The organism is Acetatifactor muris (genome assembly GCF_024623325.1).
Lineage (GTDB): Bacteria > Bacillota > Clostridia > Lachnospirales > Lachnospiraceae > Acetatifactor > Acetatifactor muris.
Map to the genome: position 1 here is coordinate 34,926 of NZ_JANJZD010000022.1, position 23,059 is coordinate 57,984.

Genomic DNA, 23,059 nt, shown 5'->3' on the forward strand with positions numbered 1-23,059 from the left:
TTTTGCGGAAAAGGGGAACCCTTTTTGAAAGCAAAAGAATCAAAAGCAAAAAATATGAAGTAAAAAGAACCGAAAATGCAAAAAATAAAAAGGAGAAAGAGAACATGTCAGAATTCACGAACTTTTCACTGGAGGGAAAAGTAGCTCTTGTAACGGGGGCGTCTTATGGTATCGGTTTTGCCATTGCTTCCGCCTATGCGGAATGCGGTGCGACCATCTGCTTCAATGATATTAATCAGGAGCTGGTGGACAAGGGGGTGGCTGCCTATGAAGAAAAGGGAATCAAAGCCCATGGCTATGTGTGTGACGTCACCAATGAGGACGCGGTGAATGCACTGGTAGCACAGATTGAGAAGGAAGTGGGCGTGATTGATATTCTGGTGAACAATGCCGGAATCATCAAGAGAATTCCCATGACCGAGATGACTGCGGCACAGTTCAGGCAGGTGATCGATATTGATTTGAACGGACCTTTTATCGTATCAAAAGCGGTCATTCCTTCCATGATTAAGAAAGGCCACGGCAAGATTATCAACATCTGTTCCATGATGTCCGAGCTGGGCAGAGAGACAGTATCCGCTTATGCCTCGGCGAAGGGCGGACTGAAGATGCTGACCAGGAATATCTGCTCCGAATACGGACAGTATAATATTCAGTGCAACGGCCTGGGGCCGGGCTATATCGAGACTCCTCAGACGGCGCCTCTGCGTGAGATTCAGCCGGATGGCAGCAGACATCCTTTTGACCAGTTTATCTGTGCGAAGACACCTGCCAACAGATGGTTAAAGCCCGAAGAGCTGACAGGTCCCGCGGTGTTCCTGGCTTCCGAAGCTTCCAATGCGGTGAACGGTCACATTCTGTATGTGGACGGCGGTATTCTGGCCTATATCGGCAAGCAGCCGGAGTAAACAGCAGCAATACAATAATAAAAAGTAACGCGCCGCCGGACAGCCGGCGGGAAACGGAGGTAATATCTTATGAAAATAGCTGTAATCAATGAAAACAGCCAGGCCGCCAAAAACGATTTAATCTGTGCCACCCTGAAAAAGGTAGTGGAGCCCATGGGACATGAAGTGTTCAACTACGGAATGTGCGGGGCCGAAGATCCCAATTCTCTGACCTATGTACAGAACGGAATCCTGGCTGCAGTGCTTTTAAATTCCGGTGCTGCAGATTATGTGATTACGGGCTGTGGTACCGGCGAGGGTGCCATGCTGGCCTGCAATTCTTTCCCGAAGGTACTCTGCGGGCATATTGAGTCCCCGCTGGACGCCTATCTGTTCTCGCAGGTAAATGACGGCAACTGTGTGGCGCTTCCCTTTGCGGAGAATTTCGGCTGGGGCGGAGAGCTGAATCTTCAGTATATCTTCGAGAAGCTTTTCTGTGCTCCCGGAGGAGGCGGATATCCGCCTGAGAGAGTAGAGCCTGAGCAGCGGAATAAGAAAATTCTGGATAAAGTAAAAGAAGTGACCCATACGGATATGGTGACCATTCTGCAGAATCTGGACAGAGATCTGGTAAAAGGCGCTCTGGCAGGTTCGAAATTTGCGGAATATTTCTCTGACAACTGTAAGTGCGATAAGATTGCGGCGGCAGTGAAGGAAGTTCTGGCGTAAAAGTGTGAAGGGAAGAGCTTTTTTGGCTGTATGCGCCGTTGAAGCGGTATAAGGGGAAGTGTGAACTGACAGATCCTGTGGGAATGTGGGTGGAAATGTAAATAAAGAGCATGTGAAGACATGCGGAAAAGAGGAAAAATGAACGCAGTTTTGGAACAGATCAGCAAAATTGGTATCGTACCTGTGGTAAAAATTGACAGGGCGGAGGATGCCCTTCCCCTGGCGAAAGCACTGTGTGCAGGCGGACTTCCCTGTGCGGAAGTGACTTTCCGTACGGATGCAGCGGCGGAAGCTATCCGGATTATGACTGCAAATTTTCCGGATATGTGTGTTGGAGCGGGTACCGTTCTGAATGCAGAGCAGGTGGATGCGGCGGTGGCAGCAGGGGCGAAATTCATTGTCAGCCCCGGCTTAAATCCCAGAACCGTGAAATACTGTATTGAGAAAAACGTGCCGATTACCCCCGGCACCTCCAGCCCTTCCGATATTGAACAGGCTATCGAGCTGGGATTGGATGTGGTGAAGTTCTTCCCGGCGGAACAGTCCGGCGGACTGGCGAAGATCAAGGCCATGGCGGCACCCTATGTGAACATGAAATTTATGCCTACCGGCGGTGTCAACGCAAAGAATCTGACCACATATCTGGACTTTAACAAGATTATCGCCTGCGGCGGCTCCTGGATGGTTCCCGGTGATCTGATTAACGAAGGTGCATGGGACAAAATCGAACAGCTGACCAGAGAGGCAGTCCAGACCATGTTGGGCTTTGAGCTTGCTCATGTGGGTATTAATTCGGATAGCAAAGAGGAGGCGGACAAAGCGGTGAAACGCCTGGCTTTCCTTTTCGGCCTTCCTGTCAAATTCGGCAACAGCGGAAGCTTTGCCGGTACGATTGTGGAAGTGCTGAACAGCAAGGGCAGAGGTGCAAACGGCCATATCGCCATCAGAACAAATTATATCGAGCGGGCAATCAATTATATGAGCACCGTCCTGGGTGTGGAGTTCTATGAGCCCATCATGAAGAATGACAGGATCAACGCCATCTACATGAAGGAAGAAATCGGCGGCTTTGCGATTCACCTGCTGCAGAAATAAAGGATGGGGTGCAGGAGGTTTATTACGGGACTATAAACAGTAATAAACCGAACAGTACCCAGAAGAATTAACGGTCGCATAACCTGCGACCGGGAATTCTTCTTGAGGAGTGGTACAGGAGGTTTATTACGGAACTATAAACAGAATCAACACAGAACAGGCACACAGATGAAATTCCGGAGGCATTTATCCGGGAGTTCATCTGTTGGAAAAGTGCCTGGAAGAGTTGATACGGGACTATAAATCAGAAGGGACAAAGATAATGGCAAAAGTGATTACAATGGGTGAGATTATGCTGAGGCTGTCCACACCCGATTTTGAGAAATTTATTCAGGCGGATGAATTTGATATTAACTATGGAGGCGGAGAAGCCAATGTGGCTGTCTCTCTGGCCAATTATGGGCATGATGCGGAGTTTGTTACGGCGGTTCCCAACAATGAGATCGGTGAGTGTGCTGTAGCGGCGTTGAGAAAGTACAATGTGGGAACAAAACATATTGCAAAATGCGGGGAGAGACTGGGCATTTACTTTCTGGAGAGCGGTTCTTCCATGAGACCTTCCAAAGTTGTCTATGACAGAGCCCATTCCTCTATTTCCACAGCTACGGCAGCGGATTTTGATTTTGACGCCATTTTTGAAGGAGCAGACTGGTTCCACTTTACAGGCATTACGCCCGCTGTGTCTGACGCTGCCGCCGTATTGACGGAGGAAGCCCTGAAAGCAGCGAAAAAGCATGGCGTAAAGGTGTCTGTGGACCTGAACTTCCGTAAGAAACTGTGGTCTTCTGAGAAGGCACAGAAGGTGATGAAGAATCTGATGCAGTATGTGGATGTATGTATCGGCAATGAAGAGGATGCGGAGCTGGTTCTGGGCTATAAGCCCGGGAAGACAGATGTCACCAGCGGTGACCTGGAGCTGGCCGGATACAAGTCCATCTTCGAGCAGATGGTAGCCGATTATAATTTTGAGTATTGCGTATCTTCCCTGAGAGTAAGCCATTCGGCCTCCGACAACGGCTGGTCTGCCTGCATTTATTCCAGAGATACGAAAGAGTTCTATCACTCCAAAGAGTACAGCATTCATCCAATCGTGGACCGTGTAGGCGGCGGCGATTCCTTTGCCGGCGGCGTGATCTGCGGTATGCTGGATGGGAAGGACTTTAAGGCTGCGCTGGAATTTGGTGTGGCTGCTTCCGCGCTGAAGCACACCATTCCCGGGGACTTCAACCTGGTGTCCAGGAAAGAAGTGGAGACGCTGGCCGGCGGCGATGCTTCCGGACGGGTGCAGAGATAGGAAGCAGAGATAAGGTACAAAAGGTTATAGCTGAAAATACCAGATATCGGCATGGCGTTTCGAGGTATTTACTGCAGGCCGTCGGATGTGGATTCCGGCGGCCTTTGTTTCAACAGTACTGCTTTTGGCGTTGGATGTGGGAGAAGATGCACATGGGAATGTTTTTAAACAGTATCGCACCTTTTGAGGAATATAAACGACTTGCGAAAACCAGATTTTTCGTGGATAAGACCGATATTATCAGGGAAATTCTCACGGCGGTTGTGGAGGATGGGCAAAGGTATTTCTGTATCACCAGGCCGCGGCGGTTCGGCAAAAGCATCATGGCCAATATGCTCGGTGCCTTTTTTGGCAGGGCGGAATGCGGAGAACAGATATTTGGCCATCTGAAGGTTGCGGAATGCAGGTATTATCCGGAATATTTGAACAGTCATGAAGTAATTTATATTGATTTTAGCAGGTTGCCAAGAGACTGTAAAAGCTATGAACAGTATAAGGAACGTATTCAGGATGGAATAAACTGTGATCTACTGAAAGCCTACCCTGAGAGTAAACTGAGGGCAGATAGAAGTATCTGGGATAATCTGCAGACTGTATTCGAGCAGGAGCATGTCAGATTTATCTTTGTGATGGATGAATGGGATGCTGTTTTTCACAAGGATTTTGTCACGGAGAAGGACAAGAAGAATTATCTTGAATTCCTCAGAGACCTGCTGAAAGGACAGGCTTATGTGGAATTTGCATATATGACAGGGGTTTTGCCGATTGCAAAATATTCAAGTGGATCGGAAATCAATATGTTTAAAGAATATGATATGGTGGCAACTGAGAAATTCAGTGAATATTTTGGATTTCTGGATGGTGAGGTAGACGCCTTGTTTGACATTTATCAACGCACTACTCCCAATGCGAAAATTACGAGAGAGGATCTGGCAGAATGGTATGACGGATACCACACAGCCTCAGGCCGTAGATTGTATAATCCCCGTTCAGTTATCGGGGCATTGACAGATAATCAGATCAACAGCTACTGGACCAGTTCAGGTCCTTATGATGAAATATTTTATTATATTCGTAATCATATAGAGGAGATTCGTGATGATTTGGTGTTGATGGTTTCCGGGGAGCATATTGAAATGAAACTGCAGGGATATGCGGCCACTTCCACAGAATTGCATACGAAGAATCAGGTCTATTCAGCCATGGTAGTATATGGTCTGTTGACATATGCGGATGGGGCTGTGCTGATTCCCAACAGGGAGCTGATGGATAAATTTAACGAACTGTTATTGGAAAAAGAGAGTCTGGGGTATGTCTATCGCCTGGCAAAGGAGTCCGGAAGGATGTTGAAAGCCACTCTTGCGGGCGATACCAGGACAATGGCGGAGATTTTGAAGCTGGCACATGACACAGAGGCTCCCATTTTTTCCTATAACAGTGAGATCGAACTGTCTGCCGTGGTGAATCTGGTATACCTTGCTGCCCGGGATAAGTATCGAGTGGAACGGGAAGACAAGGCGGGAGAGGGATATGTAGATTTCATTTTCTATCCGGAGCGGAAAGGGGCGGATGCATTGCTTCTGGAACTGAAGGTGAACGGTACGCCGGAGGAGGCGATCCGCCAGATCAGGAACAGGAACTATGCGCTGCGTTTCAGAGGAAAAATGGGAGAGCCGGCGAAGTACACCGGGAGAATCCTGGCGGTGGGAATCAGCTATGACAGGAAAACGAAGGAACATTCCTGTAAGGTGGAGGCATTATAAAAGGCTGTGGGAATGTATATTAGAAAAGAACAGCGGAAGGAGGAACAAAAATGGCTTTAATGCATGTGGACTTTTTTTCAGATGTACTGGGAATGAGCGTGAATATGGATGTGATATTGCCTCAGCAGACGAAGGGGCAAATCGGCATGGAGGGGAGAGGCGCGGAGGGAAAGTACAAAACGATGTATCTTCTCCACGGCATGAGCGATGATCAGACCATCTGGCAGAGAAGGACTTCCATTGAGCGCTATGTGAGCAAACTGGGAATTGCCGTGGTAATGCCTACCACACACCTGGCATTTTATACGGATACTACTTATGGGATGAAATACTGGACATTTATTTCTCAGGAGCTGCCGAAAATCTGCCGGGAATTTTTCCCCCAGATGTCGACGAAACGGGAAGATACGCTGGCAGCCGGGCTGTCCATGGGCGGGTATGGGGCCTGGAAGCTGGGGCTGGGGGCAGGAGATACCTTCGGTGCGGCGGCGTCTCTGTCCGGAGCATTGGACATAGTAGAAGATTATAAGAGAAACGAAGAGGCAAATCCGGCAGGAAATCTGATTTTCCAGGGCATTTTCGGTTCTGCGGAGCAGCTGGAGGGTTCGGAGAATGACCTGATGACTCTGGCAGAGCGACGGAAAGCAGAGCAGAAAGCATTGCCCCGTCTGTACGCGTGGTGCGGTACGGAGGACTTCCTGTATCAGGGTAATCTCAGGGCATGGGATTATGTAAAAAAACTGGGGTATGATTTGACCTGTGAAGAATCCTCCGGAGACCATCAGTGGAAATACTGGGATGCGAAAATTCAGGATGTGCTGCGCTGGTGGCTGGAGACGGATATGGATTTACAGTGAGAAATATAAGGAAGAAAAGGTCTGCCTGATATAATGAGATGGGCAGGAGCAGACAGGCAGGATAATTATGGTCCGGCAGGAGAGGGATGTCTCCGGCCGGACTATAATCAATGAACAGTGTTTTATTTACTTCGCCTGCGCCTGCTTTTTCCTGCTGCCAGGATCTCACTGACAGGTAAATCTGTCATTTTCGAGATTTGCTCTACAGAAATCCCATTTTTTCTCATTGCCTTTATCAAAGCAGCCTGTCCTTCTAAGCGGCCTTCTAATCGTCCTTCTAATCGTCCTTCTAACCTGCCCTCTGTCCTGCCCTCAGATAGGCCCTCTAATCTGCCCTTTTCCCTGCCTTCTTTTCGGCCTAATTCCTGCGCTTCTTTTTTCAGAAATGCCATTACTCTTTTTTCATTGTACTCTGTAAGCAACATTTTCTTTACCTCCGCTCTCAATGGGATTAGAATGTCTGTCATAAGTCCATGTTCCATACAATATGATACCGCATTGTCCACTGCTTCTTCCGCAGAACCGCTCCACTCCTGGAATTCTTTCAGTTTTGCTACAAAAACGGAATATTCTTCCAACCGTCTGCATCCAATCATCAGCTTCCGATTATGTCCATGGTTAATATTGAGCATGCGAACCGTAAGTTCCAGGCAGGATTTCGACGCCTCGTCCGGATTCTCCATAAATGCATCTGTCAGGCGCAGGATACGCTCTTCTTCCATTTTCTCATCCCCATTGTAGAACACGACACATCTGGGCGCAGGAAGCCTGATCAGGCTGCTGCCGTAAATTCGATCAGGATTTATTCCCACATAGGCTTCATATTCTGCTGCCGTATAGAGAAGAAAACGCAACGGCAGATTGGGACAAATCGTACTCTGATGTTCATAGAGGTTCAGGGTTCCCATCAGCATAAATGCCACATCGTTGTTCATGGACAGATACAACACATTGTCCAGTGTAACAATCTTTAAAGCATTTTCATCAGAATAATCCGTACCGTTCAGCGCGTTATATAGTTGAAGCAGTGCCTTTGGGTCACGCTCAAAAATGTAGCAGAAGAGTCGGTCCTTCACCTCTCGATTAGCAAAGAAATACCTCAGCAGACGCCGCATATTACGCCTTTTGGGTGAAACAAACTGCATTTTGGGAATCATAAGCATATCCTCTCTTTCTGAAGCTGTCAGGCAGAGAACATGTATTTTCAGAATTTCCAAAATGCTTATCAGGGTATCTGTGTCTCTGCCGGCGAATGTGAAAATTTCGGCAGAAACTGCCTGAATGTGCGGAATACACTTTTCACAGATTTAGGTTGATAAGAAAAGTGTAATATACTTTTGCCGGTTTGTCAACCTGTTAGACAAAAATATGCTTTATTTCAGTAAAATTATCCTGGCAAAAATATAATAACAGTTCAGAAAAATATCTGAACTGTTATTTAATGTGCTGTAATTTTATGGGAGTCATTTTCGTAGAAAGTTAAATTCTACGAAATTTCCGTATAGTCCCTTTATTTATCCGGCAGTCGATTTGTCATGACCATTTATCTGACGGCGAACAGATTGGAAAAGCGATTCATATGCTCTCTTTTATGGGCCATCGAGGGATGTACGTATCGGTTCATGGTGATAGTCACACTGGCATGTCCCAGAATTTCGCTTAAGGTTTTCACATCAAATCCCAGCTCAATACAACGGGTAGCAAAAGTATGACGGGTGGCATGAAAATTTGCATCCTGAATACCGCAGGAGAGAATGGCTTTCTTAAACCGGTTCTGCATGGTCCTGGGCTCCACAAAACGGCTGCTTTTTCCTGTCAGAAGAAATGCACCAGGTGTATGGAATTCTTCCAGCAATTCTATAATTGTATCCGGCAGGGGAATTGTACGGACAGAACAGGCGCTTTTCGGCTCCAGAATTTTTACTTCTGTTTTACTGCCTGATACTGCATTGATGCGAAGGCGCTGCATGGATTTGCTGACGGACATTTTCTTCTCCAAAAGGTTAATATCATCCCATTTCAACGCACACAGTTCTCCCACCCGGATTCCGGTATAAAGGCAGAGAAGAATTCCCAGGGCCGGAAGATCCATATTTTTCTGCAGATAATCGAGAAGCTTTTCCTCTTCTTCCAGACTGAATACCCGGATATCTCCCTGCTCTTTCTTCAGATTGACACATTCCGGTGAAAAGCCCACCTCATACTCTTTTCTCAATGCATAAATTCGAATGCCATTCATGGCTGACATAATCTCTGCCACGGTTGTCGCTGTCAGGCCCTGTTTCCTGGCACCTCCGTTGGTAAGCAGAGCGTTTGCAAAACTGATCAGCCGCTGATTTGTAATTTCCGACAACTCATTTTCCCCGAATTCCGGCAGGATGTAGCAACGCAGAATATCTTCATATTTATTGATGGAAGATTTTTTCAGGAATAATGCTGCTTCTGAGAGCCAGCTGTTTCCGATATCTGCCATCTTTCCGGCTTTTTCCGCTTTTGTGTTACATTTCTCCTGTTTTGTCTTCGCATCTTCCAGCTTCTTTTTAACTTCCCGATAAGACCTGCCATAAACGGAAACATATTTTGCTTTTCCGCCGATACGCGTTCTGATATAGCGGCCCTCCCATCGGCCGTCCCGTCTCTTGTAAATGTTCTCACCTGTTCTCGACATCTTTTGTACCTCCTTGCTTTGACTGAAATTTTGACGGCAAATAGATTTCTTTCAGTCTCTGAATTGCTTTGTTCGGTTAAGGACTCGGAAAAAACAGCCGATATAGAGAGCAGAAAGAACATCTTATTACCAATATTATGTTACAATACCTTTTTCGGTTTGACTTTATTTACCATCATTTCAAAATCATCAAAAACCATTGACAAAAAACCGGTCAGTCTATATAATTGGCATAGTGTCTCTAAATAGAAATTTTTCGTAGAATTTAACTTTCTACGAAAATTTCCATGACATAACAGAACTCCGGGAAAGCTGTGAAAACGGCTTTTAACGCAGGCGGAGGAAGAAGCCATTCAGGTCGGTGGCGGCAGGTAAAGGAACAGGAAATGTCCCGGGAAACCATATTCAAAACTGTATATCAGTACAACAAAGAGCCTGTATCGAAATTGGATATGGAAAAGCTTCTGGAGATAGCAAAGGATTACAACAGCGTAAAAAATTACGTCTATTGTAAATACAGCAAAATCAACGGACTGGCAAAGATTTATCCGGGTTACACCGTGCAGAACGAAATGACCCGCAGCGGCCTGCGGGAGAAATTGGGACTTCCGTCAGTCTATTTCTATCTGGCTATCTTCGATGCGCTGGGAGATATTAAAAGCCGCTGGGCCCATGTGAAAGCGAGAGTGGAGAAAAATATCCGCAGCAATCCGAATCTGACCCAGGAGGAGAGACATTATCTGCGGTTTGTCATGAAGCAGAGCCAGTGTTTTGAGTCGATTCTGACAGGAGCGGAGATTTCTCTGACAGGGGATTGGAAGAGAACCTTTGACGAAATTCGTGCCGGCATGGACGAACACCGTCTGAACCAGTATCTGCGCAGACAGATACGCAGGCATCTGACACAGTCGCACACGGATGCGGCGGAAGGGTTTTCTGTTTCCGCAAAGGCCTATCGGTATGCGGACCATGGAATCTATCTTGCCATGAAGGAAAAAAGGCAGCGGCTGTTCATTCCATTGACGGATAACAATCGCTATACCAGACAGATTTACATCCGCCTGCATCCGGAGGAGGGAAATATCACCATTGGTGTGCCGCTGGAAGTAAAGGCGAAACATCGGGAAGGATATTGTAACGAGGTAGGGCTGGCAGTGGGGATGCGCTGCATGTTCGTAACCAGTACAGGGAACCGTTACGGGGAGAAATTTCTGGAGTACCAGGCTGCGCTGACAGACTATGTGCGGGAAAGGGTGCCCAGGCACCGCAGAAATGCCGCAAACAATCCGGGCAGAAAAAAATATACGGCCGGGAAAGCCAGACTGGAAGCGGCATTACACACTTACATCAATGGAGAGATTAACCGGATGCTGGACACGGAAAAGCCAAAAATGCTTTACTTTCCGAAGCTGCCGGGGACATCGAAGGCCGGAGTGAACAGGAGATACAATGCCTCCGCCAGTATGTGGCAGAAGGGTTATATGAAGAGCAGGCTGACACAGAAATGCAGAGAACGCTCCATAGAGCTGACAGAGGTGTTTGGAAAGGGCATTGGCAGCGAGTGCAGCGGATGCGGGGCGGAAGGCGAGAAGGTGGAAGGGACTTTTCACTGTAAGGCGTGTGGGCTGGAGCTGCCGGAGCGGGAGAATACCGCAAGGAATGTGCTGAAGCGTGGGAAAAGTGAAAAAAGCGAAAAGAAAATCTAAGCAGAAATAGTTCATAATGGAAGGACTCACGGATGAATGTGCCGCAGGGTTGCATTTGACCAAAACCGTAAGGGAGTAGGAACGGGGGAAATTTCTTTTGATAGAAAACAACAACGGCATTGGAAGCCGGCTCGGAAGAGCCGGGGATTGGGTATGCCAGGACCCATGGGAACTTTCGGGCAGAGGAGATAGGAAGCTGTGTGAAAGATGTACCGGGAGCGAAGCGGGTGGAAGAAGTTCTGAAGTTGATGACGTGCTGACAGCATATTGACAGTATGTCTGTATGCCAGGAGAATTGATATCCGCAACATTCGTAAGAATGTCCAAATGTGCCTTATTAAAAAGTCTTTTGGGTCTGCTAAAGTGAAATATAAGGCTGATGAAAACCCATTGCTTTTTGAGAACGAGCAGCCAATTTTTACTGTGAACATTAATTTGCAGTGAATATTACTTTGGACTATAGAATAGGGCATGAGAAGGGAGAACAGGGGAGAACAACTTCCGTTGTCCCAAAAGAAGATACAGGAAAGAATGATTCTGACAGGAAGCGGACGGCTATGAGAAAGGCACAGAAAAAACAGGCGGAAGATTTCGTAGAACTGCTGGGGCAGGCTCACGACGAAATCCGGAAAGAAATTGAAAAGAAAAATATTCCGACTGTGCTGCGCCTGCTGGCAGACTGCCAGGAAGGGGCCATGTCTCTGGGGGAGCTGATTGAGAAGACGGAAGGAGAAGATGCAGCGACTATTCCGCTACTGGAGAGATACTGTGAAGAGCTGTACCGGATTCATGAGGAGCTTGCACAGGGAAATCCCATGGGAGCGAATAAGGTATATAAGAATCTCCGTCAGTGGATCCTGAAGATAAAAAGCAGTATCAGGAATGAGATTAAGACGCGGCTGGAAGTGGTGTTTCTTCCTTATAAGGCATCTATGTGGGACTCTCTGGAGAGTGTCTGGAAGGCAGCAGATGCGGATCCGGACTGTGATGCTTATGTGATTCCCATTCCTTATTATGATAAGAAGGCGGATGGTTCTCTGGGAACATACCATTATGAAGGATACGACCTACCGCATTATGTGCCTGTGGTGCATTATGATGCTTATTCCTTTGAGGACAGGAAACCGGATGTAGTTTATATTCATAATCCCTATGATTATGCCAATTATGTTACAAGTGTGGAGCCGAGATTCTACTCCGATGAATTGAAGAAGAATACGGAATGTCTGGTCTATATTCCCTACTATGCCACCTCCGGAGGAATGGCGGAAGGCCAGTCCCTGTGTTCGGCCTATTTAAATGTGGATTATATCATCATACAGGCAGAAAAATACAGGAAATTTTTTGACCCGATGGTGGACCGGAAAAAGCTGGTTCCGCTGGGTTCTCCAAAGTTTGACAAGGTCATCCACATGTGTGCCAATCCGCCGGAACCGCCTGTCGGCTGGAAAGAAAAAATGGCAGGCAAAAAGGTTTACTTTTATAATACAAGCATTCAGGGAATGCTGGGAAATACCGCAGGATTTCTGCAGAAGATGGAGTATGTGTTCAAATGCTTTCAGGAAAGAGAGGATGTCTGTCTGCTGTGGAGACCCCACCCATTGATGGAGTCCACCTTCGATTCCCTGCGACCTATGTATAAACCGTTGTATAATGCTCTGCGAAAAGCATTTATAAGTGAAGATACGGGAATATATGACGATACCCCGGATATCGAATGTGCCATAGCACATTCTGATGCCTATATCGGGGATGCGGGAACCAGCGTCACATCGCTGTTTGGCGTTGCTGGGAAACCGATTTTCATCCTGAATAATAATATCCACACATTGCCCCGAGAGGATGACTGGCGTGGGGAAGTCGTAAATCTGACGTTTGATATGTGGGGGAATGACAGATACCATGTGACCAGGAATAACCAGCTCTGGGTTTCGGAAAATAATGATTATCATTATCATTTTTATATGGATTTGGGAATCGGTTATTCCGCAGGCGGGTATTACATAAGGGCGTTGGAAATTAAGGATACAATCTATGTGCTGCCTGGCAATGCCCAGAATCTTCTGATTATAAAGGACAAAAAGATCAGAAAAATTGACTTTGAGATACAGATTACGCAGGTAGGAGCCTTTTGGAACTACTGGTACAATGAGAAATACATTTTCCTGCTTCCGAACCAATATCCCCTGTTGATTCGTTTCAATATAGAAACAGAAGAAATTCGGTATGTTGATGGTGTGAGGCAATTCAATGTGAGAGATGTGGAGGGAGAATGGCGGACAGGAGGCATTCAAATCTACGGAAATGAGCTGGTGTTTGCTTCTCCGGAGGATAACAACTTTCTGTTCCTTGATATAGATACTTTAAATTCAAGGATACTCAGCAGCCATTCAGAATGTAATCTGGGGACTCAGGGAATGGTGCCGGAGGGGGATAACTTATGGCTTATGCCATTGAATGGCATGACGATTACCTGCTGGAATCCGAAGACAGAGGAAGTCCGGGAGTACGGAGACCTGCCACAGAATTTCAAATCCATAAAGTGGCCGCATGAACTGGAATGTGAGGAGCGGCCTTTTGGAATGATAGCACTTTTCAAGGAGAAATCTTCCGAAGGAAATGAGAAGGAAAATATTGTGATATCACCGTCCTGGGGAAATATGTATCTGACCCTTGACAGGGAGACAGGGAAAATGGAGGAATGGAAACCGCCAATCCCTTTTAAAAACCGGGGAAAGAACGGATATTTTGTGGCGGGAGGCATGGGTGGATTTGTCATCACAATTCCGCAATTTGGGAAGGCGGAGTGCCGGATATGGTATGCGCCGGAACGAAGGCTTTATGATATTAATCTTGATACCAGGGAATGTCGGGAGGTTCCGATTGAGTTTGACTATGAGGATTTGAAGGAACATGAGCCGGGATTCATGGAGGAATCGGAGTGGCTGCAGTATTGTCTGAATGAAAATGCGTTTAATTCACTGATAGATTTTCTGGATGGTGCCATAACCGGCAATCAGTTTGACAGAGAGAGACAGCTGAGGGCGTTTTCAAAAATCAATGCGGATACTGAGGGGCGGTGCGGGGAGCGGGTACATAGGTTTGTGAAGTCATCCAGGCGGTGAGAGGCTGATCATGATATTTACTATGAAACATGCATAAAGCCTGCTCTATAGGCTTTATGCATGAGGGACTGTGAAAGTGAAAAGAAAGAAAAATTCCGGGAAGGGAGATAACAATGGAACAGAAAACTTCCGTGGAATCCCCCAATTCCACAGAACAAAAAAAGCCTGTTAAAGTAATTACCTATGGAACATTTGACCTCTTTCACCAGGGACATTACCGATTGCTTCAGAGAGCGAAGTGCCTGGGAGATTACTTGATTGTGGGTGTCACTACAGAGACGTATGACAGAACCAGAGGAAAGCTGAATGTGGTGGATTCTCTGGCCACACGGATTGAGAATGTGAGAAAGACCGGCTTTGCGGATGAAATCATCATTGAGGAGACACAGGGGCAGAAGTTTAACGATGTCAAAAAGTATGATATCGACATTTTTACGGTAGGCTCCGACTGGACAGGTAATTTTGATTACCTGAAGGATTATTGTAAAGTGGTCTACCTGGAGCGGACAAAGAATATTTCCAGTACCATGCTGCGGGAGCAGAAGCAGCAGATCCAAAGGATAGGGATGATAGGGACCGGCAGAATCGCAGGCCGATTTCTTGTAGAAGCGAAGCTTGTCAGCGGAGTCAATGTGCAGGGAGTCTATAATCCTCATACGGAGAGTTCGGTAAACTTTGCTGAGAAGTGGGGAGTAGATGCCTATTCTGACAGAGAGGATTTCTTTGAAGCAGTGGATGTGGTGTATATCGCTTCCCCCCATGAAACGCATTATAGGTATATCAAGGAAGCTTTGGAGCATGGAAAACACGTCCTGTGTGAAAAGCCTATGGTACTGCAGCGGGCGCAGGCGGAGGAATTATTTGGGTATGCGAAGGAGCAGGGGCTGATTTTGTTTGAAGGGATTAAGACCGCATACTGCCCGGGCTTCACAAAGCTTTTGGGTATTGCCTGCAGCGGCATCATCGGAAATATCTGTAACGTGGAGGCCTGCTTCACGAAGCTGGAGGCTCCCGGAACGAGAGAGCTGACAGACCGCAGGTATGGCGGCAGTTTCACAGAGCTGGGCAGCTATTGTATGCTGCCGGTCTTAAAGCTTTTTGGGAAAGATTACGAGAGGATTCATTTCGATACGATAACTGGGGAGAACGGGCTTGACATTTTTACCAGGGTATCTCTTCGGTATCCCGGGGGAATCGCCACAGTCACCTGCGGGCTGGGAGTCAAGTCGGAGGGCAGACTCCTGATAGCCGGGACAAAGGGCTATATCGTGGCGGAGCCGCCATGGTGGAAGACTACTTACTTTGAGGTGCATTACGAGGATTCCGAACAGGTAGAAAAGTATTCCGAGCGTTTTTTGGGAGACGGACTGCGCTATGAAATCAGCGACTTTCTGTCTATGATCAACGGAAAGGATGACAACGGGTTTAAGCTGACCCGAGGGGAATCAGTTGCGCTGGCCGGGATGTTGGAGGAATTCCTGAAGGCGGAAGGGCGGCTATGAAGGGATGGATGAACAGGAGACTTAAGCAGAACGGTACTCGTCAGTGATGCCATTGTACGGGTGTCCTGCAAGGCAGCGCATCCTGTCTTGCAGGGTATCTGTACGAAACAGTTTGGACAGGACACTGAACTGTAAGATACCTGGGAATTTGAATTGCAGTACCTTGACAATTTCATACTTATATCAGGAAACGAACCGCCGGTGTATGCATAACGCCAGTTGGCTCCCGCTTGCGGATTTTCCGTGTCTATGGTATAATGATTCTGCATTCGCAGAATCCAAGTCAGCATAAGCTGACTTGTCATCACGCTGTGATGCATTATACTTGGTAATCCATGGCTGGAAAATCAAATGCCTCCTTCGGAGCCGCTTGATTTTCTGCGCACATGGTATAATGTGACCATATTCTTGGTAGAAAACGGCCGAATGGCCATCCATACCATGATTGAACTATAATCATGGTAGAATATGCACATATGCCCGGCATGAAACGGCCGAATGGCCATCCATACCATGATTGAACTATAATCATGGTAGAATATGCACATATGCCCGGCATGAAACGGCCGAATGGCCATCCATACCATGATTGAACTATAATCATGGTAGAATAACCTTATTCGAGGAAGAAAATGGCCGAATGAACATCTATAATACCATGTGCGGGCTATGCATATGGGACTATGTTGGCAGGAAAGGCAGATAAAAAGCCACAAGATGGGAGGATCGTCATGTCGCAAGAGAGAAAGCCAGAGAGAGTCCGGGATGAAAAAATCAACGGTGTTATCTATGATATGTCTCCGGCGCCTGCGTATCAACACAGCCAGGTAATAGGACAGATTTTCGCGAAGATCAAGAATGGACTGAAAGGCAGCATGTGCCTGGTGTTCATGGAGAATATTGACTATAAGTATTCCAGGGACAACGATGATTATCTCGAACCGGACCTCATCATCTGCTGTGACAGAAGCGCTATCAGGGGAAATTCCTATTATGGTACGCCCAAATTTGTGGCGGAGGCCATAAGCCCATCCACAGTAAAGCGGGACAGGGGAATCAAGAAAGATATCTATGAATCCTGCGGAGTGGAGGAATACTGGATTCTCTCCCCTGTCGAGAGGGCCGTGGAAATCTATTATCTGGTGGATGGCAAATATCGGCTGCAGGAATCCTATGTTGTGGATGATGACAAGGAAAGCGAGCATTATAATCTTGGACAGGAGATAACACTCCGCGCTTTTCCGATTACGATGACGCTGGAGGATATCTTTATTTATTGATGGCAGGATGTAGGGGTGACGTTTAAGGAAATATGTCGCGTCCAAGTTGTTGTGACTGTAGTGACAGAATCAGTAATAGTAATAAGTAAATAATCTGGATATAAAATCCTGATATAAGCATGGAAGATGTGATCTGTGGCTTATACCAGGATTTTTATTTATGATCACATGATGACGGCACCTTGACAATTTCATACTTTACATTAGATTTGGAGATTTGGAGGCCTCCTGTTTACAGAGGTTACAGGTCATGGTACAATGTCTCCATGAAAGCTGTACAGCATCGTTTTGGAACGGAGGACGGTAAGGATGAATCGCTATTTTAATACAGAGGGACAATGTAATCCGATGATGCACTATATGGTGCGGCTGGATGACAGAGTGGGCGAGATAAAACGGCGCTTTGTAGACCCTGGGAAATACTTCGTGATTAACAGAGGCAGGCAGTATGGGAAGACGACTACATTGTATGCATTGGAAGAGTATCTGCAGGACAGCTATATCGTCGTTTCCGTGGATTTCCAGGAAATCAGTACGGCGGAATATCGGGATGAATTTACCTTCACGCGGGCATTTCTGAGACTGTTCACAGAGGCTTTGCAGGGAAAGGGCGTAGATATAGACGGGCTGGAACAGGCTGTCACTGGTGCTGGGGAAGACAGGCAGATGACGCTGGGCGAGATGTTTGGTCTATTGAGCCGGTTTTGCGGAGAAGTCTCCAGGCCAGTGGTGCTGATGGCGGATGAGGTAGATCATGGGGGAAACTATCAGGTGTTCCTGGATTTTCTGGCTCAGCTTCGAGGCTATTACCTGAAACGAGGGAAGAAGCCTGCATTTCATTCGGTTATCCTTGCGGGGGTATATGACATTAAGAATCTGAAATTAAAAATTCGCCCAGAGGAAGAGCATCAATATAACAGTCCATGGAATATCGCGGCGGAATTCAATGTTGAAATGGAACTTTCCTCCGCTCAGATCAGGAATATGCTTGAGGAATATGAGTTGGATCAGCGGACAGGAATGGATACGGCTGCAGTTGCGGAGGAGATTTATCAATATACATCTGGCTATCCGTATCTGGTGTCCGCTATCTGTAAGATATTGGATGAACGTCTGCCTGAATATGAGGGGTATGTGGATCAGGGGAGTATCTGGTCGGGAGAAGGAATCAGGGAAGCGGTAGCAGAGATTTTGAAGGCAAGAATTCCTTTATTTGACAGCATGGTACGACAGCTGGATTTGTATCCGGATCTGAAGGATGTGCTGAAACAAATCCTGTATGAAGGGCAGAAACTATCATACAGTCCGGATACAAAACCAATTAATATGGGGCTCGTATTTGGATTTCTGAAAGAAAAGGATGGACATGTGGCTGTTTCTAATCGTATCTTTGAAATGCGTTTGATGAATCTGTTTATAACAGAGGAATCAGTCGGAAGTGATGCATTTAAACAGGGACTGAGTGACGTAAATCAATTTATCCGGGATGGCAGGCTTGATATGGAGCGTGTGCTTGAGAAATTTGTGGAATATTTTCATGAAGTATATGGCGACAATGATGAGAAATTTATCGAAAAGTACGGGCGGAAATTTTTTCTGCTGTACTTGAAGCCCATTATCAACGGCACAGGGAATTATTATCTGGAAGCCCAGACCCGGGATGCGGGGCGGACGGATGTGGTGGTGGATTACCGGGGCGAGCAGTTCGTGGTGGAGATGAAGATCTGGCATGGGAACGAGTACAATGAGAGAGGGGAAAAGCAGCTTGTGGACTACCTGGAGTACTTCCGGCAGAAGAAGGGGTATATGCTTAGCTTCAATTTTAACAAGAAGAAGGAGATTGGTGTGAAGAGCATCGCGGTTGGGGAGAAGGAAATCGTGGAGGCGGTGGTGTGATAGAGGCCTTTTCCGATGTGCATTTTGAATAAAGTGTTATTACTGGCAGGAAATGTGTAAAAATAGAATAGAGAATTATGAGTGAATCTGATGTAAAGTATGGAATTGTTACTTTTACATCAGATTTTTTAATGAATTTCCAAAGCCATAGTGCAGTAAGAGGAAAATTTCAGATAAAACATTTTTTGAAGGCAGGGACGACAGCTATGGGGCAGATACTCCGTATTCATCTTGAAGGGGATGGACCTGTGAAGAAAAAACAGTTTTTTGAATGAATTATAAGTAAAAATTAGAATTGGGCAGGCAGTCACAGTAATGAATGAGAGAATGTATATATGCCATCGTAAATTAATAGCATTTGCAAATAAATTGTTTTTTATATTTTGCAGAGTATTTCCTATTAAACGGAATAGAGTCAGCATATGTACATTTGAGGGAAAAGGGGGATTTGGTTGTAACCCTAAATATATAGTGCAGGAATTACATAGAAGAAGTGAAGATTATGAATTTATATGGTTTGTAAATAATATGCAAAAGGAATTTCCTTCATATGTTAAAAAAGTCCCTAATACATTATGGAGCAGGGCATACTGGCTTTCCACATCAAAAGTATGGATAGATAATTATCGCAAGCCTTATGGAACATGCAAGCGAAAAGGACAATATTATCTTAACACATGGCATGGAACGATTGGATTTAAAAGTATGGGATTGTGGAGAGGCGAAGCCTTTTCCAATATGGCATATCTTGTTAGCAAAAATGATTCTGATATGATTGATGATGCAATAATAGATTCAGAATGGTGTGAAGAGGTATGGCCGAAAGGATTGGTATATAATGGCGAATGCTTACGAACAGGGGCACCCAGATGCGATGTTTTGTATGGGAATCGTTCCCAATATAAAGAAGCATTCAGAAAACAATTTGGAATAAGTAAAGAGGCTAAGGTAGTTATGTTTGCTCCTACCTTTCGGGAAAGTGCAACCAACGGAAAAAGAACTGTGTTTTCAGAGGAGTGGACACTGGATTTCGAACAGCTATTGCGTAATTTAAAACTTCGATTTGAGGGAGACTGGTATCTTTGCCTGCGACTACACCCGCAAGTAGCTCCAGAAATCAAACAACATAGAGAGAGACTCCTGCAGGAAAAAGTAATTGACGTAAGTTGGGCAGACGATCTGTATGAGATATTGGCAGCAATGGATGCCTTTGTTACAGATTATTCAAGCGCGGCGATGGATGCCAGCTATGCACATATCCCGGTTTTTATTTACGCAGATGATATTGAAAAGTATATGAATGAGCGAGGCAGCATGTTGTGGAATATGTCTACAGATTCTAAAATGCCTGTTACGAATAATAAAGAAATGACACCGAAGATAGATGTGGTGTTGCCGTATTCGATTGCACAGAATAATGATGAGTTAGAAGAAAATATTTTGAACTTTCAGGAAAGCAAATATATATCAATGATGAAGCAATTTGAAAGTTCAGTTAAACTGGTGTTTGATGGAAATGCAAGTAGAAGAGTGGCTGACAGGGTGCAGAGCTATATGAATAAATAAGTGAGGAATGAATATACGGATGAATTTTGAAAAGTATATAGGAGCCGTTGTGCTGGCAGGTGGAAAAGGTGAGCGATTTCAAGGGGAAAAACAGTTCTGCGAGCTAAAAGGGAAAACATTATGGCGGCATGTCTATGATAAAATTTATGCCGTGACCCAAAGCGATAACATTGTAGTAGTAGGGGTTGATATACCGGGAGGAGAAACAAGGACGGAATCAGTCGTTAAGGGGCTGCATCAATTGTCTCCCAACACTGAGAGGGTGATTATTGCCGAGGCGGCAAGGCCATTGGTGACGAAGCGACAAATAGAAGAAATTCTTTATGATAATGCACCTTCTGTTTCGTTTGTAATGCCCCTGGTCAATACGATCATTAAAAGAGAAGGAATCTATATAAATCGTGAAGAAATGTACGAATTACTAACACCTCAGGCTTTCGATTACCAGTTGATTTGTCGGGCGCTTTATTCTGGCAAGTTCAAGAATATGACGGATGAAACAAGGGTAATGTTTGAATTCTATGGAATCAAGCCACATCTGATAGAAACAACGGAAAATTTGTTCAAAGTAACATATAAGAGAGATTTGCCTATTATTGAGAGTTTAATGGAAATTTTTGATATAGAGGAGTAAATGGCATGAAAAAAGTATTAATTACCGGTGGTCAGGGGGATATAGCGCAGGCTATTGCAAGTAGGTTGCTTGCCCATGGTGGATATGAAGTTAAAGCCCCCGGAAAGGACGTAATGGATGTTACCGAAATAGATGTGGTAACGAAATATGTAGAAAATTTTGTGCCCGATATTTTAATCAACAATGCCGGATATGTCTTTCCACAATCCATTAAGAATTGCGATATGGAAAAAGAGAAAAAGGCATTTGATATAAATTTATTTGGATTATTTAATTGTACGGCGGCTGTTCTGAAAATGAATAAGGAAGCGAGAATCATTAACATAGGTTCCTCGGCAGCAACTAAAATTCACGGCACATGGAGCTCATATTGTGCGTCAAAGGCTGCAGTTGTCATGGCAACTAAATGTTGGGCTGAAGATGGCGTTTATGCGGTCTGTGTATCACCCGGCCGAACTGATACGAAAATGAGAAGGGGGCTGTATCCCGATGAAGATAAAATGACATTATTGAGACCGGATGATTTTGCGACGATTGTTTTATATGCCGTTGAGGGGAAATATGCGTCGGGTGAGCATATAAACGTTAATCTGCAGAATGTGGGAGATTTGCTAAATGCTTAAAAAAGAAATTGTCGTAAAAACAGAAAAACAGTTTATTAGCCTGAAATCGGAAATTAATGAATTGATAAAAGATGAAATGGGAATGGGCATAGTAAATGTCTTTGTGGCTCATACAACCTGTGCGATCAAAGTGATGGAAGGAGAAATACTGCTTTTAAGTGATGTGCAGGACTACCTGGCAAAAACATGGCCTAAAGACGGAGGCTATCGGCATGATATGATCGGAATCAGGAATGTACCGATCAATGAAAGGATAAATGGTTTCTCCCATATGAGACAGCTTTTTTTTAGCAGTGATGCAAATATTCCCTGTCAGGACGGCAGGATGCAGCTGGGGCAGTGGCAGGATGTGTTTTTGATTGAATTTGATCCGGCAAGGGAACGGAAGGTTATTATTACTTATTATTCATAATAGAAGCATGATTTGGAATTAGCGGTAATGACATAGTTGGAACGAAAGAATGAAAGAGAGGATATGACTATGACAATCACGAAACGTATTCCAATAGAGGAATTGCGGGAAAAGTATGATGTGTTGGTTGGCTGGGGTGTCGGTAGAAATGAATATCTTTTGAAATACAATCCATATTTGTTCTCGCTGGATTATATGATTGATATCGACAGGAGATTGGAAGGGAAAACCATATGTGGGATGAAAATCTCAAATGTAGACATTCTGGATAGAATAAGAGATAAATATATATGTTTTATCGTGTTTCCAAACATTGAGCAGGCTGTAGAGCAAGAGGCATCAAAGCATGTAAAAAATTTTGATATAGTAGTAGCAGCATTACTTGGGGGGGTAGAGACTTCTATTCCGAAAGTGGAGAAGATCTGCTGTTTATGCAGATGCTCAATCGCCTGAGTTTAAAAAATCCCACTTATCTTGATATTGGAGTTTGTCATCCAGTTATTAGAAATAATACATATATGCTTTACGAGCATGGATACAAAAAGGGTGTTCTGGTGGAGCCGAATCCGGACATGTGTAAACTTATCAAGAATTATAGACCGGAAAATATTTTATTGAACATGGGAGTATGTGCAGATGAAAGCCAGTATCTAAAATATTATATATCACCTAATCCCTCGTTTGTAGGACATAATACATTCAGTGAAGTGGAAGCTGAAAGGCTGGGTTTTATAGAGCATTTAGATATTCCTGTTGATAACATAAACCATATTATCGAAACATATTGCGGTGGCAGGGTGGATATATTGGATTTAGATACGGAAGGAATGGATTTGAGTTTGATTCATGCCTTGGATACGGAGAAATATAGGATAAAGATAATTTGTGTGGAGACTTTCGTATGTGGAACTGATTTAATAGGTACGGTATTAGAAGAAAAGGGATATGTCCATTTTGCATCCAGTAGAAGTAATGGGATATATTTGGCGAAAGAGTTATTATAAGGTTAAAGAGGTGTATTT

Annotated in this window: 20 protein-coding genes; 18 read left to right on the plus strand and 2 right to left on the minus strand. The window is 45.1% G+C overall.

Going from position 1 to position 23,059, the window contains the following annotated elements; translation table 11 throughout:
* Nucleotides 1-104 precede the first annotated feature (104 nt).
* The 6 genes from NSB25_RS19130 to NSB25_RS19155 all read left to right on the plus strand — a co-directional run bounded on the left by NSB25_RS19130 (nt 105) and on the right by NSB25_RS19155 (nt 6,625).
* Nucleotides 105-908 (plus strand): gluconate 5-dehydrogenase, encoded by an 804-nt coding sequence (locus NSB25_RS19130; protein WP_103239136.1) that lies wholly within the window; start codon nt 105-107, stop codon nt 906-908.
* A 69-nt stretch (nt 909-977) separates the two neighbouring features.
* A complete protein-coding gene (locus NSB25_RS19135) occupies nt 978-1,616 on the plus strand; it encodes an RpiB/LacA/LacB family sugar-phosphate isomerase (RefSeq protein ID WP_103239050.1) in 639 nt (212 codons plus the stop codon).
* Nucleotides 1,617-1,754: 138 nt separating this feature from the next.
* Nucleotides 1,755-2,711, plus strand: a complete 957-nt coding sequence (locus NSB25_RS19140; protein ID WP_103239049.1) for a bifunctional 4-hydroxy-2-oxoglutarate aldolase/2-dehydro-3-deoxy-phosphogluconate aldolase — start codon at nt 1,755-1,757, stop codon at nt 2,709-2,711.
* A gap of 262 nt (nt 2,712-2,973) precedes the next feature.
* Nucleotides 2,974-4,005, plus strand: a complete 1,032-nt coding sequence (locus tag NSB25_RS19145; RefSeq protein ID WP_103239134.1) for a sugar kinase — start codon at nt 2,974-2,976, stop codon at nt 4,003-4,005.
* Nucleotides 4,006-4,157: 152 nt separating this feature from the next.
* Nucleotides 4,158-5,768 carry an AAA family ATPase gene (locus NSB25_RS19150; RefSeq protein ID WP_103239048.1) on the plus strand — a complete coding sequence of 537 codons (1,611 nt, stop codon included), beginning with the start codon at nt 4,158-4,160 and terminating at the stop codon, nt 5,766-5,768.
* A 50-nt stretch (nt 5,769-5,818) separates the two neighbouring features.
* Nucleotides 5,819-6,625: an alpha/beta hydrolase gene (locus NSB25_RS19155; protein ID WP_103239047.1), complete on the plus strand. Its 807-nt coding sequence runs from the start codon at nt 5,819-5,821 to the stop codon at nt 6,623-6,625.
* A gap of 122 nt (nt 6,626-6,747) precedes the next feature.
* On the opposite strand, the gene NSB25_RS19160 is transcribed toward NSB25_RS19155, so the two are convergent.
* The gene (locus tag NSB25_RS19160; protein WP_103239046.1) at nt 6,748-7,782 is read right to left on the minus strand and encodes an RpnC/YadD family protein; all 1,035 of its coding nucleotides are present in this window, start codon (nt 7,780-7,782) and stop codon (nt 6,748-6,750) included.
* Nucleotides 7,783-8,168: 386 nt separating this feature from the next.
* Nucleotides 8,169-9,293, minus strand: coding sequence for a tyrosine-type recombinase/integrase (locus NSB25_RS19165; RefSeq protein ID WP_103239045.1), 1,125 nt, complete (start codon nt 9,291-9,293; stop codon nt 8,169-8,171).
* 314 nt (nt 9,294-9,607) lie between these two features.
* Between NSB25_RS19165 and NSB25_RS19170 the strand changes: the two genes are divergently transcribed.
* The 12 genes from NSB25_RS19170 (at nt 9,608) to NSB25_RS19225 (ending at nt 23,041) form a co-directional block, all read left to right on the plus strand.
* Nucleotides 9,608-10,999, plus strand: a complete 1,392-nt coding sequence (locus NSB25_RS19170; protein ID WP_242982364.1) for a transposase — start codon at nt 9,608-9,610, stop codon at nt 10,997-10,999.
* Between the two features lie 557 nt (nt 11,000-11,556).
* Nucleotides 11,557-14,124, plus strand: a complete 2,568-nt coding sequence (locus tag NSB25_RS19175; protein WP_103239043.1) for a hypothetical protein — start codon at nt 11,557-11,559, stop codon at nt 14,122-14,124.
* A gap of 113 nt (nt 14,125-14,237) precedes the next feature.
* A complete protein-coding gene (locus NSB25_RS19180) occupies nt 14,238-15,626 on the plus strand; it encodes a Gfo/Idh/MocA family oxidoreductase (protein WP_103239042.1) in 1,389 nt (462 codons plus the stop codon).
* Between the two features lie 731 nt (nt 15,627-16,357).
* Entirely contained in the window at nt 16,358-16,906 is a 549-nt protein-coding gene (locus NSB25_RS19185) for a Uma2 family endonuclease (protein WP_103239040.1), read from the plus strand.
* Between the two features lie 309 nt (nt 16,907-17,215).
* Nucleotides 17,216-18,802 carry an AAA-like domain-containing protein gene (locus NSB25_RS19190; protein WP_103239039.1) on the plus strand — a complete coding sequence of 529 codons (1,587 nt, stop codon included), beginning with the start codon at nt 17,216-17,218 and terminating at the stop codon, nt 18,800-18,802.
* 77 nt (nt 18,803-18,879) lie between these two features.
* Complete coding sequence (locus NSB25_RS19195) at nt 18,880-19,077, plus strand: hypothetical protein (RefSeq protein ID WP_103239038.1); 198 nt, start codon at nt 18,880-18,882, stop codon at nt 19,075-19,077.
* Nucleotides 19,078-19,117: 40 nt separating this feature from the next.
* A complete protein-coding gene (locus NSB25_RS19200; protein WP_103239037.1) occupies nt 19,118-20,368 on the plus strand; it encodes a CDP-glycerol glycerophosphotransferase family protein in 1,251 nt (416 codons plus the stop codon).
* Between the two features lie 19 nt (nt 20,369-20,387).
* Nucleotides 20,388-21,002: an IspD/TarI family cytidylyltransferase gene (locus NSB25_RS19205; protein WP_172455031.1), complete on the plus strand. Its 615-nt coding sequence runs from the start codon at nt 20,388-20,390 to the stop codon at nt 21,000-21,002.
* A 5-nt stretch (nt 21,003-21,007) separates the two neighbouring features.
* The gene (locus tag NSB25_RS19210) at nt 21,008-21,625 is read left to right on the plus strand and encodes an SDR family NAD(P)-dependent oxidoreductase (protein ID WP_103239035.1); all 618 of its coding nucleotides are present in this window, start codon (nt 21,008-21,010) and stop codon (nt 21,623-21,625) included.
* Nucleotides 21,618-22,037 carry a secondary thiamine-phosphate synthase enzyme YjbQ gene (locus tag NSB25_RS19215; RefSeq protein ID WP_103239034.1) on the plus strand — a complete coding sequence of 140 codons (420 nt, stop codon included), beginning with the start codon at nt 21,618-21,620 and terminating at the stop codon, nt 22,035-22,037. The genes NSB25_RS19210 and NSB25_RS19215 overlap by 8 nt, the downstream gene beginning before the upstream one ends.
* A gap of 69 nt (nt 22,038-22,106) precedes the next feature.
* The gene (locus tag NSB25_RS19220) at nt 22,107-22,490 is read left to right on the plus strand and encodes a hypothetical protein (RefSeq protein WP_103239033.1); all 384 of its coding nucleotides are present in this window, start codon (nt 22,107-22,109) and stop codon (nt 22,488-22,490) included.
* Entirely contained in the window at nt 22,469-23,041 is a 573-nt protein-coding gene (locus tag NSB25_RS19225; protein WP_103239032.1) for an FkbM family methyltransferase, read from the plus strand. The genes NSB25_RS19220 and NSB25_RS19225 overlap by 22 nt, the downstream gene beginning before the upstream one ends.
* Nucleotides 23,042-23,059 lie beyond the last annotated feature (18 nt).

What these genes read in the sequence shown, in the direction of transcription:
- NSB25_RS19215 (WP_103239034.1), top strand. Translation starts at nt 21,618, where the DNA reads ATGCTTAAAAAAGAAATTGTCGTAAAAACAGAAAAACAGTTTATTAGC.
- NSB25_RS19205 (WP_172455031.1), top strand. Translation starts at nt 20,388, where the DNA reads ATGAATTTTGAAAAGTATATAGGAGCCGTTGTGCTGGCAGGTGGAAAA.
- NSB25_RS19175 (WP_103239043.1), top strand. Translation starts at nt 11,557, where the DNA reads ATGAGAAAGGCACAGAAAAAACAGGCGGAAGATTTCGTAGAACTGCTG.
- NSB25_RS19140 (WP_103239049.1), top strand. Translation starts at nt 1,755, where the DNA reads ATGAACGCAGTTTTGGAACAGATCAGCAAAATTGGTATCGTACCTGTG.
- NSB25_RS19210 (WP_103239035.1), top strand. Translation starts at nt 21,008, where the DNA reads ATGAAAAAAGTATTAATTACCGGTGGTCAGGGGGATATAGCGCAGGCT.
- NSB25_RS19150 (WP_103239048.1), top strand. Translation starts at nt 4,158, where the DNA reads ATGGGAATGTTTTTAAACAGTATCGCACCTTTTGAGGAATATAAACGA.
- NSB25_RS19190 (WP_103239039.1), top strand. Translation starts at nt 17,216, where the DNA reads ATGAATCGCTATTTTAATACAGAGGGACAATGTAATCCGATGATGCAC.
- NSB25_RS19130 (WP_103239136.1), top strand. Translation starts at nt 105, where the DNA reads ATGTCAGAATTCACGAACTTTTCACTGGAGGGAAAAGTAGCTCTTGTA.
- NSB25_RS19145 (WP_103239134.1), top strand. Translation starts at nt 2,974, where the DNA reads ATGGCAAAAGTGATTACAATGGGTGAGATTATGCTGAGGCTGTCCACA.
- NSB25_RS19220 (WP_103239033.1), top strand. Translation starts at nt 22,107, where the DNA reads ATGACAATCACGAAACGTATTCCAATAGAGGAATTGCGGGAAAAGTAT.
- NSB25_RS19225 (WP_103239032.1), top strand. Translation starts at nt 22,469, where the DNA reads ATGCAGATGCTCAATCGCCTGAGTTTAAAAAATCCCACTTATCTTGAT.
- NSB25_RS19160 (WP_103239046.1), bottom strand. Translation starts at nt 7,782, where the DNA reads ATGATTCCCAAAATGCAGTTTGTTTCACCCAAAAGGCGTAATATGCGG.
- NSB25_RS19185 (WP_103239040.1), top strand. Translation starts at nt 16,358, where the DNA reads ATGTCGCAAGAGAGAAAGCCAGAGAGAGTCCGGGATGAAAAAATCAAC.
- NSB25_RS19195 (WP_103239038.1), top strand. Translation starts at nt 18,880, where the DNA reads ATGAGTGAATCTGATGTAAAGTATGGAATTGTTACTTTTACATCAGAT.
- NSB25_RS19135 (WP_103239050.1), top strand. Translation starts at nt 978, where the DNA reads ATGAAAATAGCTGTAATCAATGAAAACAGCCAGGCCGCCAAAAACGAT.
- NSB25_RS19155 (WP_103239047.1), top strand. Translation starts at nt 5,819, where the DNA reads ATGGCTTTAATGCATGTGGACTTTTTTTCAGATGTACTGGGAATGAGC.
- NSB25_RS19180 (WP_103239042.1), top strand. Translation starts at nt 14,238, where the DNA reads ATGGAACAGAAAACTTCCGTGGAATCCCCCAATTCCACAGAACAAAAA.
- NSB25_RS19165 (WP_103239045.1), bottom strand. Translation starts at nt 9,293, where the DNA reads ATGTCGAGAACAGGTGAGAACATTTACAAGAGACGGGACGGCCGATGG.
- NSB25_RS19200 (WP_103239037.1), top strand. Translation starts at nt 19,118, where the DNA reads ATGAATGAGAGAATGTATATATGCCATCGTAAATTAATAGCATTTGCA.